The organism is Puia sp., from assembly GCF_035546395.1.
In the GTDB taxonomy this organism is placed as follows: domain Bacteria; phylum Bacteroidota; class Bacteroidia; order Chitinophagales; family Chitinophagaceae; genus Puia.
Genome location: NZ_DASZXR010000008.1, coordinates 135,141 through 153,099 on the forward strand (window position 1 = coordinate 135,141; position 17,959 = coordinate 153,099).

Annotated in this window: 12 protein-coding genes; 6 read left to right on the plus strand and 6 right to left on the minus strand. The window is 57.9% G+C overall.

Annotated elements, in window-relative coordinates; all coding sequences use genetic code 11:
• Both VHE34_RS09070 and VHE34_RS09075 read right to left on the minus strand, forming a co-directional pair.
• The gene (locus VHE34_RS09070; protein ID WP_325586938.1) at positions 1–2,862 is read right to left on the minus strand and encodes a hypothetical protein; all 2,862 of its coding nucleotides are present in this window, start codon (positions 2,860–2,862) and stop codon (positions 1–3) included.
• Positions 2,863–2,997: 135 nt separating this feature from the next.
• Positions 2,998–3,990: a nucleoside hydrolase gene (locus VHE34_RS09075; protein WP_325586940.1), complete on the minus strand. Its 993-nt coding sequence runs from the start codon at positions 3,988–3,990 to the stop codon at positions 2,998–3,000.
• A gap of 207 nt (positions 3,991–4,197) precedes the next feature.
• On the opposite strand from VHE34_RS09075, the gene VHE34_RS09080 reads away from it, so the two are divergent.
• The 6 genes from VHE34_RS09080 (at position 4,198) to VHE34_RS09105 (ending at position 11,548) form a co-directional block, all read left to right on the plus strand.
• Positions 4,198–4,908: a DUF3828 domain-containing protein gene (locus tag VHE34_RS09080; protein WP_325586942.1), complete on the plus strand. Its 711-nt coding sequence runs from the start codon at positions 4,198–4,200 to the stop codon at positions 4,906–4,908.
• A 69-nt stretch (positions 4,909–4,977) separates the two neighbouring features.
• Positions 4,978–8,217: a S41 family peptidase gene (locus VHE34_RS09085; RefSeq protein WP_325586944.1), complete on the plus strand. Its 3,240-nt coding sequence runs from the start codon at positions 4,978–4,980 to the stop codon at positions 8,215–8,217.
• The gene (locus VHE34_RS09090) at positions 8,207–9,118 is read left to right on the plus strand and encodes an AraC family transcriptional regulator (protein ID WP_325586947.1); all 912 of its coding nucleotides are present in this window, start codon (positions 8,207–8,209) and stop codon (positions 9,116–9,118) included. The genes VHE34_RS09085 and VHE34_RS09090 overlap by 11 nt, the downstream gene beginning before the upstream one ends.
• A gap of 125 nt (positions 9,119–9,243) precedes the next feature.
• The gene (locus VHE34_RS09095; RefSeq protein ID WP_325586949.1) at positions 9,244–9,654 is read left to right on the plus strand and encodes a hypothetical protein; all 411 of its coding nucleotides are present in this window, start codon (positions 9,244–9,246) and stop codon (positions 9,652–9,654) included.
• A gap of 2 nt (positions 9,655–9,656) precedes the next feature.
• The gene (locus tag VHE34_RS09100; RefSeq protein ID WP_325586951.1) at positions 9,657–9,992 is read left to right on the plus strand and encodes a DUF3817 domain-containing protein; all 336 of its coding nucleotides are present in this window, start codon (positions 9,657–9,659) and stop codon (positions 9,990–9,992) included.
• A 77-nt stretch (positions 9,993–10,069) separates the two neighbouring features.
• Positions 10,070–11,548 (plus strand): flavin monoamine oxidase family protein, encoded by a 1,479-nt coding sequence (locus tag VHE34_RS09105; protein WP_325586953.1) that lies wholly within the window; start codon positions 10,070–10,072, stop codon positions 11,546–11,548.
• Positions 11,549–11,601: 53 nt separating this feature from the next.
• Here VHE34_RS09105 and VHE34_RS09110 read toward each other — a convergent pair whose 3' ends face one another.
• The 4 genes from VHE34_RS09110 to VHE34_RS09125 are packed head-to-tail and all read right to left on the minus strand — an operon-like array spanning position 11,602 to position 17,850.
• Positions 11,602–13,185, minus strand: a complete 1,584-nt coding sequence (locus VHE34_RS09110) for a RagB/SusD family nutrient uptake outer membrane protein (protein WP_325586955.1) — start codon at positions 13,183–13,185, stop codon at positions 11,602–11,604.
• A gap of 20 nt (positions 13,186–13,205) precedes the next feature.
• Positions 13,206–16,310, minus strand: a complete 3,105-nt coding sequence (locus VHE34_RS09115; RefSeq protein WP_325586957.1) for a SusC/RagA family TonB-linked outer membrane protein — start codon at positions 16,308–16,310, stop codon at positions 13,206–13,208.
• Between the two features lie 36 nt (positions 16,311–16,346).
• Complete coding sequence (locus tag VHE34_RS09120; protein ID WP_325586959.1) at positions 16,347–17,285, minus strand: FecR family protein; 939 nt, start codon at positions 17,283–17,285, stop codon at positions 16,347–16,349.
• 40 nt (positions 17,286–17,325) lie between these two features.
• Positions 17,326–17,850, minus strand: a complete 525-nt coding sequence (locus tag VHE34_RS09125) for an RNA polymerase sigma factor (RefSeq protein WP_325586961.1) — start codon at positions 17,848–17,850, stop codon at positions 17,326–17,328.
• Between the last annotated feature and the right edge of the window lie 109 nt (positions 17,851–17,959).

Below are 17,959 nucleotides of genomic sequence, written 5' to 3' on the forward strand. Positions count from 1 at the left end.
TCATTCTTTCAGCAACCTGATGGTTCCCAGTAGCTTTCCCCTGGTGGCATCATAGACCTTGAGGAAATAGATGCCGGGCGCCTCCTGCGGCAATTGCAGGGTGATGAACGACCGGTTGATCACTGGTACCGTGATCAGGACGTCGCCGCTCCCCCGATACAAGGTGAGCGAGTAGCGTTTCTTATTGCTCAATCCCTCCACTGCGAATTGACCTGTAAATGGATTCGGGGCGACGCCGATGATGTGGCCGGGGTCGTCGGCATCGGTGAGACCCACGGCGGCTTCTCTCCGGATATCGATGCTGTCCACACCCGTTTCTATCGTGTAACAACTATCGCTTGTCCGCATCCGGGCATAGAACCTGTTATCGCCAAAAGACAGCGTGCGCGGATCGGGAACGTAGGTATTCTCGCTGCTTTCCTTTTGCAAAACATTGCTAAACGCCCTGTCCCTTGCAAAGGTGTATAAGGGTGCGGTACCGCCGCCGCCGGTATTGGTTGCCGTCAGGGTCAGGGCCACCGCCGGATCGTTGACCGTGGCCAGGTTCGCGGACAGGCTCACGACCGGGGTAACGGGCTGCAGCACGCGGAAACCGACCGTGTCGCTGCTGGAACCCGCGACATTAACGAATATGACGATCAGCGTATGGTCGCCGGGACTGAGGCTGGCCGGATCGAAAGAATAGACCGTGTCCATTCCTGGCGAGCCGATCGGGCTGTTGTCCAGCAATACCTGTATGGTCGTTCCATCGGCATTTCCCGGGTAGTTGATGATGGTGACGGTGGGCGCGGAGGCATTTGTGCAATAGGCGTCCTTCAATCCTGCCGGCTGCGGCCGGATGGGTTTGCCGATCATCCGCAGGCTGAGTTGGGCGTCGGCGGCGGTGTAGGTAATGCCGTCGGAGGCGTTCCATTGCAGTGTATCGTTGGTGACAAGGGCGTTTTCGGGTGTATAGGTCAGCAAGCCGAGATCGGCGCGGATAATCTCGTCGTTGGTATTGACGGGGATGCCGGCCTTTTTCAATATCCCATTGGCGGGCAGACCGGTTATCTTTACGCGGATCAGCTGACCCGGACCGGAGAAGTTGGCGGTGAAGTCGGCCGCTGTCAGCGTATGCGTGGAATCCTTCGGGATCAGCAGCGTGGAATTTTTTATCCGGTCGGGCGGGGCGTTGAGATCGACCCGGAACAGGGTCCTGCCGATGGCGACATACCAGCCGGAGTCGTAATAATAGGTTTTGCCCAACGACGATGCGATCTGCTTCACCGGCCCCCTCATAAAAGTCCATTCTCTGACCGGCGGATCGAACCCCACGGCATGAAAGAACATCAGTTGCCCATTGGGACCCAACAGATCAAGCCCATCACGGTTTGAAAACGCATCTCTCATAACAGGTACGGGAACCAGGGCCGGATCCATCAGCACAACTTCCCGGTGCAAGGGAGAATCGGGCGGAATGCCTGCGATAGGGATGTCTATATAGGCGAAATAGTTATTGTTCAACTGGTAGTCCGAATAGGGGCCCGGCACAGAACCCCTCAGTCCTCCCGTCAGGGTCGCATTTCCCGTTGGTCCAACCAGCATCGCCTGGTTGATCGTTTCGTTCCTGAACAGATAAATGATGGTATTACCGTCCGTCAACGGATTGCCGGCGCTCTGGGTCGGGACCCTGGTTATGTTGGTCACCGCAGTGTACGTGCCGTTGAAGTATTTTATGATGTTTTGAGTGGAATCTGCATACACGACGGTGCCGTTTGCCGCGACGTCAATACTGCTTCGGCTTCCGGCGAGCACGTTCCGGGCAATGTAGGTGATCGACCGGGTAGCGAGGTCTCGAAGGAACAGGCTATCCGTTGATGAATTACCGTCGCTGGGAGGCTTTACCCAAATCAGATTGTTGCCGGCGACCTTGGCGGTCCCCCGGTCGACGGGTCCAAGCGGATAAAGGACTCCGTAGTTGAGATCGAACAGCGAATCCGGAGTGAGGCCATTCCCCGGGATCGCGCTGAAGACAGCCCCCTGGGAAGTGATATACCCGGTATCCACATATCCCGGATAAGGGATTGGAACGATACTGCTGTCTGCCAGATCGATGATCCGTGGATTGGACACCGCGCTGTCATCCACTATCAACAGTCGATTGAAATTGAAATTGACGATCCGCCGCGGGGCTACGAAGTATTCCTGCAAGTTTGGGCTGCTCTCGACAAAGACAGGCATGGGCGGGCTGGTTGTCGTCTGATGATCTTTATCGATCGCCTGCACTGTCAGGAGCACTTCCGAGCCTTCAAAGGAAGAAAGGTCCAGATCGGTCTGAATGGAGTCCAGAAAGGCGCCCATGACGACGGTGGACTGGGCGGTTGCCCTAAGGATCAATTGACAGCTATCCGTCATTGCATTGGCTTTCGCGGTAAGACGAACGACCGGCCTTGCCGTTGACCAGGGAAGTGGTGAGGAGATGACCAGCTGTGGCGCTTGCGCCGGCGTGGTCTTTAGGACGGAATCGTGGACGATACGGGTCTGTATCTGATCGCGGAGAAAATGCTGTGCGTCGCGAGTGTTCACAAGCAGGGTCAGGGTGTCATCCGGTATTCCTTTCAGGTTGAAGGAACCGGACCAGCTGGCCGATCCGGCGTCGTACACCAATGCCGTTTCCAGGTAAATGGCCCTGTTGCCGGGGTCCGCAATGACTCCGGTAACGGAATTTGTCAAATAATCTGAACGAACCGAGACGCGGATCATGACTGAGTCGCCCACCGTCTGGAATGGCGCAGGCTGCAATAAGGTGATCACTGCCTGTGCGGATACGAATGGATGAAGGAATAGCAACAATACCCCCAGGAGCAATTTTGTCCGGCGCATAGGAAGGTTATTAAGGATAATAGAATAGGAATGCGACTGAAGTTCGCTACTCCCGGGGGAATGATCGATGACGTCTGTCACATGGGCAGATGATCCTGCTGTTTTCCTTGTAGCGGGTTGCCGGTACTAGGGAAGCTATTTCGGCTGGTGCTGGATCAGCTTGTTGATGACGGATTGGACGGTCGTGGCGGGAAGGGCCTCCACGAGATAGGATTGTTTTTGTTTGTCGTCGACGGCGTCGACCCAGGTGTTGGAGCCGTAGGTGTCGATGACGATATGTCCGCGCCGGAGGCTATACCAGGGGGAGTAGCCGTTGATGGCGACGAGGACGGCCGTTTCGTCCCAGCTCATCCTGCCCTGCGCGTCCTCGGCGGCCTGGCGCATGCTGATACGGAAGGCGTCCTTTGTGGGGCTGTGCCGGATGGAGTTGTTGTTGACGAGGGGCAGGCCGGTCTTTATTTTCCTGCCGATCTCGAATCCACTATAAATAATAGGCGTGGGCCAATTTTTGGAAACGGCCAGCGCTGCGGAGACGTCGCGCTGGATATTGAATTCCTTGCCGCGGGGAAAGCCGCCGGCCATACAAACCAATAATTTCACCTTTTTCTTTGCGAGCTGTTGGCCATCGAGCGGGGAATTCTCGTCGGGGTTGGTCTTGAGCAGGTCCGCCAGATTGGTCTGGAATCCCACCGTGATGATGACGACGCTGTGGTCGGGCTGCCGGGCCAGGATCTTCCGGTACAGGGGGATGGCGTAGCTGGCGTCGCTGTTGGTTTGGATGGTATGCGGATAGTTGGCGATGATGCTATCGGTCCAGTGTTGCTGATCGCGGATGTCGGGGGCGTTGCCGCCGGGCACGCCGATGGGGATCTCCGGGCGGTGGAAGTAAGTGTTGAACACGTTGAGGACGGCTGCGACGCCTTCATAGCGGTTGCCGGCCATGGTCGCGAGGATCTGGCATTTGCCGCTGTCGGCGAAGGCGTGGAGCATTGTGATGGCGCCGACGTCGTCATAGTCGGGGCCGATATCGGTGTCGAAGATGACGGGGATGGGTTTCTGGGCCCGGGTTGCGGCGGGGCCGAGGAGGGTCAGGGTGAGGAGGAGGGGGAGGAAATGTTTTTTGGCCATAACCGAAGATACGAATTTAGAGGTGCAGGGTTCAATCCCCGCGCAATGCCTTCGTCGGGTTGGACAGCGCCGCTTTTATCGTCTGCAGGCTCACGGTCGCCAGGGCGATGAGGAGGGCGATGGCGCCGGCAGGGAACGCGTGGGACAATTTGAGCGCCGGAATGGCGTTTGATGACCAAAAACCATATGACCGGAATTATACTTTTAATGAATCTCTCCGTTCAGCTTTTCGCCGCCAAACCGGCAGGACCGCCGGCGCGCACCGCGGTCGAACTGGCCAATACCCGGTGGGAAAACAAGACGGGCCAGAAATGCACCGACCGGCTGCGGTTCAGGCCGGGTCATAAAGTGATGACTTATTCCTGCGAGCTGGGGAAGGAGTCGGCCGGTACGTATCAGCAGGTCGGGGACACGCTGACGATCCGTTCCGTGGAGCGGCGGTACAAGCTCGTGGTACGGGCCGGGCGGCTGAAGCCGGTGAGCAGCGAAGAGTTGGTGCATGGCAAGTGGAAGCTGGTGCAGGAAGGATTCGATGCGAAGTTTGATTTTGTGAGGGCCCGGCCTTCGGACGAAGAAGTGTTTGCGATGTTAAGGGGGTTCTACACTAAATATATCCGGACACTGAATAAATACCCGACGGATGAGCGGAAGCTGCAGCCGTTGTTGAAGGCCAATTGCGACGCGAAGCTGCTTGCCCGGCTGGATGACAAGAAGTGGTCGGGCTCGCTGGACTATGATCCTTTTTTGAAGGCGCAGGATGTCGAGCTGGAATGGATCAGGAGCCTGGAAGTGAAGAGGGTTCCGAATAAGGATCTGTATGCCGTTTCTTTTAGCGAGACCCCGGATCGGATCGTCGTTCACCTGGCGGTGAAGGAGATCAACGGGGTCCTGAAAATAAAGGATGTCGTGCTGGATTAACCCGGATGGATAGGCGGTGGACGGGTCTGCTGGATTTGTCCTAAATTCCGGCCCTAAATCGACGCCGTTATGCCAGCCAAAACTCTCGCCGCACTGCTACTCGTCCTGTTATGTGCGGGCGCCAGCGCCCAGCAAAAGGGCTACTACCGCACTCCTGCCATTTACAAGAATACTGTCGTCTTTACTGCGGAGGGTGACCTCTGGAAGTATGACCTGGGCTCGGGGCTGGCGTCGCGGCTGACGACGCATGAAGGGCTCGAGACGCTGCCGCTGATCTCGCCGGATGGCAAGACGCTGTATTTCACGGGCGAATATGAGGGCGTACCGGAACTGTATTGCATGCCGATGGAAGGCGGCGTGCCGAAGCGGCTGACCTATGATTTCGACGGGTCGATGAAGGCCACCTGTTTCACCAATGATGGGAAGGTGGTTTACCGGACCTCTACCTACGATAAGCTTCCGTCGACCCAGCTGGTCCGGCTGGATGCGTCCACCCTTTCCCGTCAGCCGATTCCCCTGGCGACGGGTTCCGATGGTTGTTATGATAAGTCGGGTGTCCTGTATTTCACCCGCTGGCCTTTCCAGGGGAGCCAGACGAAGCGCTATAAAGGCGGCAATATCGAACAGATCTGGAAGTTCGATGGCAGGAACGAAGCCACCTGTCTTACCTGCGATTTTGATGGAACGAGCACCCGGCCGATGTTGTACGGCGGCCGCATCTATTTTCTGTCCGACCGGGACGGAACGATGAATCTCTGGTCGATGGATACCGGCGGGAAGGGGTTGAAACAACATACCTTTTCGAAGGGCTGGGACTTGCGATCGGCGTCGATGTACGCGGGGTCGGTAGTGTATCAGAAGGGGGCGGATATCTGGCTTTTTGATGCGGCTGCGGAAACGGAGAAGATGCTGGATATCCGGCTGGTTTCGGATTTCGATCAACGCAAGCCGTGCTGGATAAAGAGCCCGGCTGCCTCGGTAACCTTTAGTGCACTTTCGCCAAACGGTAACTATGTGGCGCTGATCAGCCGGGGCAGGGTCTTTGTTTCGCCGGCGAAGAGCGACCGGTGGGTGGAGATCAACCGGCGGAGCGGCATCCGGTATAAGGCAGTGCAGTTTGTCAACGATCACACCCTTGCCCTGCTTTCGGATGAGAGTGGAGAATATGAGATCTGGACGGTGACGGCCGATGGCAGTGAAGGAGAGAAGCAGCTGACGAAGGGGACGAAGACGATGATCCGCCACTTTGTAGTGTCGCCGGATGGGAAATATATTGCGTATGACGATCAGAACGATGTGTTGCGTATCGTCGAGGTGGCCGGCGGCGCGGTGCGCTATGAATACAGTGAGGCTTATGACGGCGTTGGAGGAATGGGTTGGAGTCCCGACAGCCGTTTTCTGCATTTCAACCGGGGGCTCGAGAACCGGAATTCGCAGATCTGCATCGTAGACACCCGTGGGATGAAGATGACGCCGGTGACGACGACGCGGCTGAACAGCGGCGACCCGGCCTGGTCTGCCGACAGCAACTGGCTGTATTTTGTTTCGGACCGGAACCTGCATACGCGGGTGCAATCGCCCTGGGGACCGCGGCAGCCGGAGCCTTTTTATACGGAGACCGATAATTTCTATGCGATGCCGTTGGAGCCTTCGCTGCGGTTTCCTTTCTTGTCGACGGATACCTGGTTGACGGATTCGGCTTTTAATCCCGCAGCAGCAAAGAAAAAGACAACGCCTGCGGCGCGGACCTATGACTGGGATCAATTGCAGGCTTTATTATACCAGCTGCCGGTGAAGAGCGGCAACCTGGGGAGCTTGCAGGCCGCGGCGGACGGCTGGTTGTACTGGCTTGATTATGGACCGGCCGGGAATCGAGACGGCGCGAAGCTGATGGCGCTGAAGGCAAAGGAAAGCAAGAAATACGAACCGGTGGAGATCGCTGCCGGTGTGAATTGGTTCGGTCTGTCGGGCAACCGAAAGAAGCTGATGGTCGGATATCGCAACAGGACGCTGACCGTCGATGATGCCGACGGCAAGAAAGTCGATGTCGACAAGGACAAGCTGACCTTGGATAACTGGAGTTTCCAGGTGGACCCGGCGGAGGACTGGAAGGAGATGTTTGCCGATGCCTGGCGGATGATGCGGGATTATTTCTATGACCGGGACCTCCATAAAGTGGATTGGGTGGCGACGCGGCAGCGCTATGAGCCGCTGGTGAGCCGGCTGACCGACCGGTACGAGCTGGATGATCTACTTTCGCAGATGGTGGGCGAGCTGTCGGCGCTGCATACCTTTGTCTTCGGCGGTGACAAGCGGGTGTCGCCGGACCAGATCCCCGTGGGATTCCTGGGGGCCGTCCTCGGGCGCGACGCCCGCGGTGCGGTGATCGATCATATTTATCGCGGCGATCCGGATTATCCCGATGTCTGCTCGCCGCTGCGGCGGCCCGAGCTGCATATCCATGAGGGCGATATCATCACGGCGGTGAACAACGTCCCGTTGAACCAGGTGGCCGATATCTCGGTGTTGCTGGCCAATAAGGTCGGCGTGCCGGTGAAACTGGACCTGGTCGACAAGACAGGCAAGGCCTATGCCGAGGTGGTGAAGCCTTTCAGCAGCGGCGAAGACTATAACCTGCGTTATGGCGAGTGGGAGCTGGAGCGCCGCGAGCGGACGGACAGCATGAGCCATGACGATATCGGCTATGTGCACCTGCGGGCGATGGGCGGGAGTGATATGGATGCGTTCGTGAAGCAGTTCTACCCCGTGTTCAATCGCAAGGGGCTGATCATCGACGTGCGCCATAACTTCGGCGGCAATATCGATAGCTGGGTGTTGGAGAAGCTGGTCCGCAAGGCGTGGATGTACTGGCAGGGGCGCTCGGGCGGTCCCTTCTGGAATATGCCGTATGCGTTCCGCGGACATATGGTCATTCTTTGTGACCAGGTGACGGCCTCCGACGGCGAGGCGATCACCGAGGGCTTCCGCCGGCTGGGGCTTGGCAAGGTCATCGGGATGCGGACCTGGGGCGGGGAGATCTGGTTGTCGATGGACAACCGGTTGGTGGATAATGGGATTGCTTCGGCGGCGGAGCTGGGTGTCTTTGGGCCGGAGGAGAAGTGGTTGATCGAGGGGCATGGTGTTGACCCCGACATTGCGGTGGATAATCTGCCGTTTGCGACGTACCGGGGTCGCGACGCGCAGCTGGAGGCGGCGGTAGAGTATTTGAAGAAGCAGATTGCGGCGGAGCCGGTGCCGCCGGTGCGGGTGCCGGCGCATCCGGATAAAGGGTTTAAATATGGGTTCTAAGATTCCACTATACGATACGGCGACGTTTACCCGGAAGTTCATGCCGGCCGAAGAGGTGCGTCAGATGTTGAAGGGACGGTTCGGGGATTTCTTTATCGTGCGCGTCGAGGAGATGCATCGGCATGTGGGCCAGCCGGTGCCGCCGTCGCGGGCGACGAATCATACGATCATCTATTTGTGTGAGGGGGAAGCGCACATGCGGATCGGCGGCGAGCGCTACACGATCCAGGAAGAGGAGATGCTGGTGGTGGCCGCGGGGCAGGTGTTTTCCTTCGACGAACATACGCCGGACAAGTTCAATAAAGGTTATCTGTTTCACTTCAACGAGCAGTGGCTGGGGGCGGCCCTGGGTTGCCAGCACCTGCTGGACAAATTTGAATTCCTGGACGTGTACAGCAATCCCCGCATCCGGTTTGACCGGCACGACGCCAGCCTGCTGGAAGGCAGTTTGGGGGATATGCATTCTTTTTATATCTATGATGCTGCGAACCAGCTGATCCCGACCTTTCTGATGACGGTGCTTACCTGGATGGGAAATGCCTACCGGCCGCTGTTTCACCGGGCGGCCGAGCCGGGCCGCGAATTGACCAGCCGCTTCCTGAAACTGTTGCAGGAGCATCATGTCGACAAACAGCGGGTGACCGATTATGCCGCGCTGCTGCATGTCACGCCCAATCATCTCAACAAGGTGGTAAAAGAGACCACCTCCAAGTCGCCGACCCGATGGATCGACGAGGCTATTCTTTTAGACGCCAAGGTTTTGCTGGCCCAGACCCTTGATCCGGTGGGAGCGGTCGCCTCGGCGGCGGGGATCGGGGATGCGTCCTATTTCAGCCGGCTGTTCAGAAAGTACGAGGGAATGTCGCCGGCGGAATACCGGAAGATGATGCGGGGGGAGTGACATTGGCTGGGGTAGGCGGCGGGGGTGGGGGGCGTTTTTGGAAGGTTTTTTAAAATGATTGAAAAGTGCTAGAGGGGGCGTGAAACGTCCTAACGGGACGATCGGGGCGGCCGGAACTTTGCGCCATGATCTTCCTGTTTCTTCATTCGACCTGGCGTTGGGTGGTACTGCTGACGCTGACGGGTGCGATCGCGAGGATGGCTCGCGGCCGGCGTGGCGGCGTCCCTTTTTCTCCTCTTGATAACGCGATCCGGCATTGGACGGCGACGGTGACGCATGTGCAATTAGTGCTTGGCGTGACGTTGTTTGTCCGAAACCCGGTGGCCGACCGGTTTCGCCTTATTCATATGGCGGGGATGACCCTTGCCGTGACGGTGATCACGATCGGCAGCGCGATGGCTAAAAGGCGCGCGCACGATGCCGATCGATTTGCGACGGCGTTTCGTTGGTTCCTCGCCGGGCTTGTCATCATCTTGCTGCTTGTGCCGTGGCCCTTCTCTCCGCTGGCGCAGCGGCCTTACTTTCGAAATTTTTAACTATGTCAAAGTTGCTTACCCATGCTGTCGGGCGGCTGCGGCTGCTCGGATGGCTCGAAGGCTTTTCTTTACTTGTCCTGGTTTTTGTGGCGGTGCCGATGAAATATTGGCGCCACGATCCTACGCTGGTGCGGGCATTGGGTCCCATTCACGGGATGTTGTTTCTCCTCTTTGTCCTGAATACGCTTCGCGTCGGGGTGGAGCAGGGGTGGACCTTCCGGGAGACGACCTGGAGGGTGCTGGTGGCTTGTGTCGTGCCGTTCGGGACGTTCTATATCGATCGAACGATTTTGAGTCGTATACCAGGAAATGAAGAGAAGAGTGTTGCTAAGAAATAGTTTGGCGTTCGGGACAGGTGCATCCGGCGGATTTGCAAGGCGGAGATCAAAGGTAGAATTGTTTTGTATATTGTATTATGAAGCGACGCGTATTTATCAAAAATTCCTTGACGGCTGGCGCGGGGATCGCGCTGGCGCCAGGGCTTGAGGCGGCTGGTGTTGCGGCGGCGGGTTTGACTGGGGCCGATGAGGCCGGGGCGCCGAAGAAAGTGATCGTGGCGGGCGCCGGCATCACGGGACTGTGCTGCGCCTACGAGCTGATGAAGGCGGGGCATGACGTGACGGTGCTGGAAGCCTCGGGGCGAACCGGGGGGCATGTGTATACGCGGCGGGAGGGACTGTCGGACGGCCTTTATGCGGACTATGGCGCGGACCATATTACGAAGCCGGGGTATGAGCGGTTCTTCGGGTATGTGGAGGAGTTTGGGCTGACGGCTATTCCCTATCCCAACGCGGAGGGCTCGGAGCACCACTACGATAAAGACAAACTGAAGGTCATCGACGGGAAATTCTACCGGGCGGAACAATTGAAGGATCCGGTGGTATTGAAGGGCTTTGGGTTCAACGTTCGGGAGGTGGAGTTTTTGACGCAACATCCGATGCACGAATTTCGGGCGTTGTTCCTGAAAAAATATGTTAGCGCTTTTACTGATCCGATGCAGCCATTCGGGGTCGGGTATGATGCGTATGATAAATTGGCGATTGCGGAAATTTATAAGCGGGAGGGCGCTTCGCCGGCGGCGTTGCGTTTTCTGGGCGGAAGACATGAGAATGCGTTGTACGCGCTTTGGCGGCTGTCGCTGATGTATTCGCGGGGTATTCCGTTGTCGGAAGGGGAGACCTTTCATCTGAAAGATGGAAATGAGGAGTTGCCGAAGGCGTTTGCGAAGCAATTGGGGGAAAGGATCCGTTTGAATTGCCCGGTGACGGGCATCCGGCATAGTGCAAGGGGTGTAACGGTGACTTGCCGGCCGAAGGGCGGGACGGAACAGCAGCTGCCGGCGGATGTGCTGGTGAATTGTATCACGCTGCCGGTTTTCTCGGCCATTCCCGTTACGCCGGCGTTGTCGCCGGCCAAGCAATATGTGGTGAACCACCTCAAATATTCCTCGCATCCATTTTATGTGTTCGAGGCGACCTCGAAATTTTGGCTCGATGAAGGCATTCCGAGTATCAATATGGACTTTGGAGATCCGATGATCGATAGCATTTGGATGGAAACGAATAAAGTGGATACGCAGCGGGTGGTTTTAAAGGCTTTTGGGCCGAGCGGGTTTGCGCCGGAGCAGGTGCTGGCCGCGTTTCGGAAATTGTATCCGGGCAAGAAGGATACTATCGTAAAGGCGGTGACCTATGACTGGTCGAAGGACAAGTATGCGCCGGTGTGCGAGATGGAGCCCTTTGCCATCGGGGAGATGCATAAGTTCTGGCCGGAGATATTGCGGCCGGAAGGGCGCATCTATTTTGCGGGGACCTATGCGGACAATATGAGCCGGGGAATGGAGTCCTGTCTGCGGAGCGCGCAGCGGGTGGCGGGGGAGATCGGAAAAATATAAAGGCCGCCCTTGTGGGAGCGGCCTTCGGAAAAGGTTTTTGCGGACCGGGGCCGTTACCAGCCCGGAGTCTGTTTGTAGGCTCCGTTGCTGCGGGAGATCTCATCGGGATCGAAGGGCCAGGCCATATCCCGGTTGGGATCAAAGTTCCGGGCGGGCCACACCTGCTGGATCGTATAGGAAGAAGCAGGATCGGTCTTGTTGCTATGGATGCGTCCGTGCAGGGGCATATCGATATTCGTGTAATTACCCCACCTTTTCAAATCCATGAACCGGTCGGTCCATTCGCCGGCCAGCTCGCAGCGCCGCTCGTGCTTGAGATCGGCGAGGGTCGGGTTGGACTTTGGCGCGAGACCGACACGGGCGCGTACCTCGTTGAGGGGAGCGGCGGCATCGGCATTACGGCCCAGTTGGATGAGTGCCTCGGCCTTGAACAGCAGCAGCTCGGCGTAGCGCATGAGGGGCAGGTTGAGGGCGGTGGTGGGGTAGTCGCCATTGGGGTTGACCATCCCATCCGTGGACGCATCGCCGTTGGAGCCATAGCTGTAGGGTTCCATATATTTCGCCAGCTGAAAACCCGAGAGGCTGTTGGTGGAATAATATTGCCGGCTCTGGCCGAAGTAGGTGAACGTGTCGCCGAAATTCAGGATGGTGGCGGCGCGGCGTGGGTCGTTCGCCTCGTATTCGTCATAGAGCTCTTCGGTAGGTTGGAAGTAACCCCACCCATTATATAAGCCCCAGCCGGTATTCTCCAGGACGACACCCATGAATTCCGATCCACCCAAATTGCTTGACGTCACCGACCAGATGTATTCGGAGCTCCAGTTGTTGGCGATGGTGAAGACGGACCTGTAGTTCTGCGCGGGGGTGGGCTGGTTGGTGATCAGCGCCCGGTTGCATTCATTGTGGATCCGGTCTACCAGGTCGGGTATCAGCGACCATTTGCTGGCATCATACTGGGCCCAGTAGGCGTAGGTCTTGACGAGATAGCCCAGTGCGGCGGCGCGGTGGGCCCGGCCCTGGTCTGCGGGGGCATAGGTCTCGAAAAGGGGCAGGAGATCGGCGGCGCGTTGCAGATCGGCGGCGATGATGGAATAATTCACCGTCACCGAGGGCTGTTGGGGCGCGATGCGTTTGCCATACAGGGGATTCTCGACGCTGTCATACGGTACGCCCTGGGTCTTTTCGCCCCAGAGATAGGCGATCCAGAAGTGGGCGAACCCGCGCATGAAGTAGGCTTCGCCAAGCGAGCGATTGCGGAGGCTGGCCGAGAGGGCCGTGGCGTTCTTCAGACCGGCGATGGCTTCGTTGGCGATGTTGAGCATGCTGTAGAGATCGCTCCAGCCCTGGGAGATGTAGCCTTCATGACCGGTGCATACGAAGTTCTTGATGTTCTCGGCGGCGGGCTTTGGCCGGCCCACGATGAGGTCGTCACCGGCGTTCTGCATCCAGAAGAGGTCGCGGCCCCAGGTGGATTCGTTCTTCATGGCGATGTAGAGGGCGGCGGTGCCTTTGAGGGCATCCGTGGAGTCCGTCCAGAGATTGGCGGTGGAAGGACTGCCGTAGGGTTTTGTGTCGACCCAGGTCTTCGTGCAGGAAGCGAGCAGGAGCAACAGGGGAAAGATATACGAAGGTTTCATGACTGTGCAGTTTTCAAAGATTAATAGTTTAGTTTTACACCTATGGCGAAGGTCCGCGAGACGGGGAACTGGCCACCGTCGAGGCCGATACCGCCGACCTCGGGGTCCATGCCGCTGTATTTTGTAAGGGTGACGAGGTTGTCGCCGCTGAAGTACACCCGCAGGCTGTTGTTACGGATGAGATGCGGGAAGGTGTAGCCGATAATGAGGCTTTTCAGGCGCAGGTAGTTGCCGCTCTCGAGGTACCAGTCGGAGGCCGTCTGGAAGTTGTTGTTGGGATCGCTGGCGGAGATGCGCGGGATGCTGCCTTTCGGGTTGGTGGGCGACCAGGCATCGAGGATCTTGTTCCAACGGTCGTAGCCCTGTTCGGAGCCGTTGAGGGTGGATTCCTTGAAGGCATGGAACAGCTTGACGCCGCCGACGCCCTGGAGGAAGAGGCTGAGGTCGAAGCGGTTCCAGGTGAAATTGGCCGTGAACCCATAGGTGAATTTGGGGAAGGCATTGCCCATATAGACGCGATCGTTGTCATCGATCTTGCCATTGCCGTCGACGTCGACAAATTTCAGGTCACCGGCTTTGGCATTGGGCTGGATGCGATTGCCGCTCTTGTCGACATAGGCCGCGGCTGCTGCATCGGATTGGAAGATGCCGGCCGTGCGGATCAGCCAATAGGAATAGTAGGGTTGGCCTACCGTGCTGCGATAGGGAGCGAGGGTGCCGCGCCAGGCGTCGGAATGCTGCCAGGCGGATTTGGGATTGCCGTCGATGTATTCCACCTTATTGTTCAGGGTGGCTGCATTGGCGCCCAGCTCATAGCCGACCTTGCCAATATTGCCCTTCCAGCTGACCGCGAATTCAAAACCCATGTTGCGGATCTTCCCCTGGTTGATCAGCGGGGGGTTCAGGCCCATGGTGTTAGGCCAGTTGTTGCTCTGGGGCTGGATGAGATCGAAGGTGAGCTTGTTGAAATAATCGAAGGTGAAGTTCAGGCGCTGGTTGAGCACGCTGATGTCGGCGCCGAAGTCTTTTTGCTCGGAGGTTTCCCAGGAGAGATTCGGGTTGTAGAGGCTGTCGATGTACAGGCCCGGGGTCATGGGGCCGCCGTTGCCCACCTGGTAGGTATAGTCGGAGGCCAGGGTCGGGTAGCCATAGTAGGTTTTGACGGACCCGATGTTACCGATGCGGCCCCATGAAGCGCGAAGTTTAAAGAGATCGATCGAGGGGATGGAGAAGAAGGGTTCGGAGCTGATCTTCCAGGCGGCGGTGGCGGCAGGAAAGCCTTTCCCCCGATGCTGGATCGGGAGGCGATCGGCCATGTCATAGCGATAGCTGCCGGTCAGGAAGTAGCGGTCGGCCCAGCTATAGGAGAGGCGGCCGACATAGGAGAGGTTGCGATCGTCGAGCTGGCCATCCTGCGGCCGGATATCCGTGAAATTTGCGGCGTTTACAAAGAATTGCGCCCAGGTGGCTTCGTTGTCGAAGGTCTTGGCGGCTGCATAGAAGTACATATCGCCGACGTCCTGGGCGGTGGTGGAAGCCATGGCGCCGATGCTGTGGCGGCCGAAGGTGTGATTGTAGTTGATGGTGTTCTCCCAGATCCAATTCCAGCTGCGGTCGCTGGTATAGCTGAGCTGATTGTACAAGACGGGCTTGCCGGGCTCGGTGCGTTCGGGCTGGAAGGTCTTGTTGAGGAGGTTGCTCTGGCGATAGGAGAAGCGTGAGAGTAAGGACAGGCCGGGGGTGAGGACATTGGACACCTTCAGCTCGGATACGGATTGCAGGTCGAGGGTGCGGTTGTAGGCCTGGTTGCGCAGGAGCGTTGCGACGGGATTGATAGCGTCGCCGTGGATACCGAGATAGGGAGAATTGCGGGGGCCGGTGCCGCCGAAGGTTCCGTCGGGATAGTAGACGGTGGCGCTGCGCGGCATATAGATGGCCGAGAGGATGACCCCGTCATAGCCGCTGGAGGTTTGCGTTCCGCGGTTGTCGTTGCTGTTGACGAAGACCTCCTGTTTGAACCGGACATGCGGGTCGAATTGATAAGAGGCATTGAAGCGGCCGGAGATGTTCTTGGCGTAGGTGTTTAGCAGGGTCCCTTCATTTTCCTCGTAGCGGCCTTCGAAGAGGGTCGAGAATTTATCCGTTCCGGCATTGATGGCGATGTTGTGCCGGTGGACGAGACCCGTGCGGAAGATGGAATGGACCCAGTCGGTGCGGGTCACCTGGTCGTAGGGGTTGAGGCTGGCGTTCCAACCGTCAAGGGGGGTAAGGCCGGCGTTGGCGTAAGCGATGTTGGCCACCTGCGCCTGCGTGGCGGCGGGCAGTGACTGCGGGAGGCGCCAGGCAGTCTTTGCGCCGGCAAAGGCGGTGTACTCGACGCCGGGCTTGCCCTGACCCGCCTGGCGGGTCGTGATCAGGATGACCCCGGCGCTTCCGGAGAAGGCGCCGTAGATGGCGGAAGAGGCGGCGTCCTTGAGGATCGTGATCGACGTCACATCGGCGGGGTTGTAGGGTGCGTTCGGAACACCGTCGACGACGTACAGCACTTCTTCGGCGTTGCGGGAGCCGACGCCCCGAATGGTGACGGACGGGGTCCTGTCGGGGTGGCCGCCGTCGCTGACGACGGTGACGCCGGGTACCTTGCCCTGGATCATATTGGCCACGTCGACAACCGGCCGCTCCTTTATCTGCTGCATGTCCGGAACCTCCGATACTGCGGCGGACAGGTCGCGCTTCCGCATCGTGCCATAGCCGACGACCACTACCTTGTCCAGCGTGGATTGTTTGCTGTGGAGGGTAATGCTGAGGGAAATACGGCCGCCTTCCTTCATCTCATAACCGGATAGGGTATCGTTGTCGTGGTTGATGTAACTGATGACGAAACGATAGCCGGCGGCGGCGGGAACGTTTCGGAACGTAAAGATGCCGCGTCGGTCGGTGGAGGCGCTGTGGTCAAAGCCATTGGCGTCATTTTGCAGGCGGACGACGGCTCCGGGGAGCTCGACATCGTTCTCATCGCGGATGATGCCTGTGGCGATGTTGGCCGGCGTCGCCGGGGGCGCCTGTGCGGATAGTTGTGCCCAACAGGTGAGCAATAGAATGCAACTGGTCAGATGTCTGATCATACACTTGATTTGAGGATTTGTAGATTGGGTGCCGGTTTACCGGGGTTGAATCGAGAAGCCCTTGTCCTTTGTCTTTTTAAGCGTGAGCTCGTTGAGGTCGCAGAGGGTACTCAAAAAGGACTCGAGGCTTTCCTTCTCGCTGTTGAATGTGCCGGTGAAATCCATGTTCTTCACGGCGGCAGCGTCATAGTTGATGGTTATATGATAGGTGTTGTGCAGCTCGTTGAATATTTCCGTCAGCGGTTGGCGGGTAAAGGTCATCAGCTGCTTTACGGCCGGCGTCTTTTCGGCCGCGGCGCTTTGGGGCGGCAGGGCCATCCGGATGCTTACCGAGAGATCGTTTCGATCGACGGTGAGCTGCTGGCCGGGAGTGAGGTAGACGTCGGAGAACCCGCGGGCGCCCGTGGCGGCCTTTTTTACGACGACCTTGCCGCTGTAGAGCAGCACGGTGGTGAAGGCGCTGTGGGTGTCGTCTACGCCAAAGACGGTGCCGAGGGCGGTGACGGCCAGATCGATGGAGTGGACGGTGAAGGGTCTTGTCTTGTCGGGGGCGACGGTGAAGACGGCTTGGCCGGTGAGGGCGATGTCGCGGCGTGCGTCGCGCCCACTATCAAAACTGATGCTGCTGCCTTTTGACAGGCGAACTTTGCTGCCGTCGGGCAGGAAGAAGAGTTGGACTGCAGAGGTATTATTCGTAATGATCCGTCTTGCGGCGGTTGCCGGTGGCTGCGTCTTTTGGGTATTGACCGTGGCCACGGGTGGTTTTTCTGTTGTTTTCCAAAAGCGGAGGCCTGCGGCCGCCAGGAGGATGACCGAGGCGGCGGCGACCCAGCGATAGGCGATGGTTCTTACCGGCGGCCGGCCGACATGCCCTTCGATGTGCTCGCGCATCTTTTGCGTCGGCACGGGTTCGGAGGGGTCGGGTTGAAAGTTCTCCCAGCTTTGCTCATGCAGGTCGTCGTCGGAGTTGTGCATACTCTATATTCGGATGAGAAAGGGAAATCCCCTAGCCTGTTTACAAAAAAAGTTTCAGCGTTTTGCGGAGATGCTTTAACGCCCTGGTAATATGGGATTCCACCGTTTTTGGCGAGATGGAGAGCTGCTCGCTGATGGCTTTATGGGAGAGATCGTCGAGGCGGCTGAGCTGAAATACCTTCTTGCTTTGGTCGGGCAGCTCGTCGATGGCGGAAAGGACCTTTTCGAGCTGTTCCTTATACATCAGCCGTTCGCTTTCCGTTGGTCCGGAAATAAAGGTATCGGACAGCTCGCGCGTGTCGCGCAGCTTTTCTTTCCGTTGCAGATCGATAAGGATGCTTTTGGCGATACGGAAGAGCTGGATGGAGAGGGAATAATGCTCGGAGAGGCTTTCCCGCTTGTCCCAGAGACGGATGAAGGAAAGCTGGACGGTCTCTTCGGCGTACCAGGCGTTGCCGGTGTACCTATAGATATATTGGTGCAGCTTGATGTTGTACTCATCAAAGGCGGAGTAGAAGGCCTTGCGGTCACCTTTCCTGATTGCTATGAGGAGGTTGTCTTTCACGGTCGTTGCGGTGCACCGCGGCTGAAGCGTTACGGGTGCGGACGCAAAGATGGATGCTAATGGCGGATTTGACTCTTTAGCAAAGTTATCTTACTATTAATCCCAATGC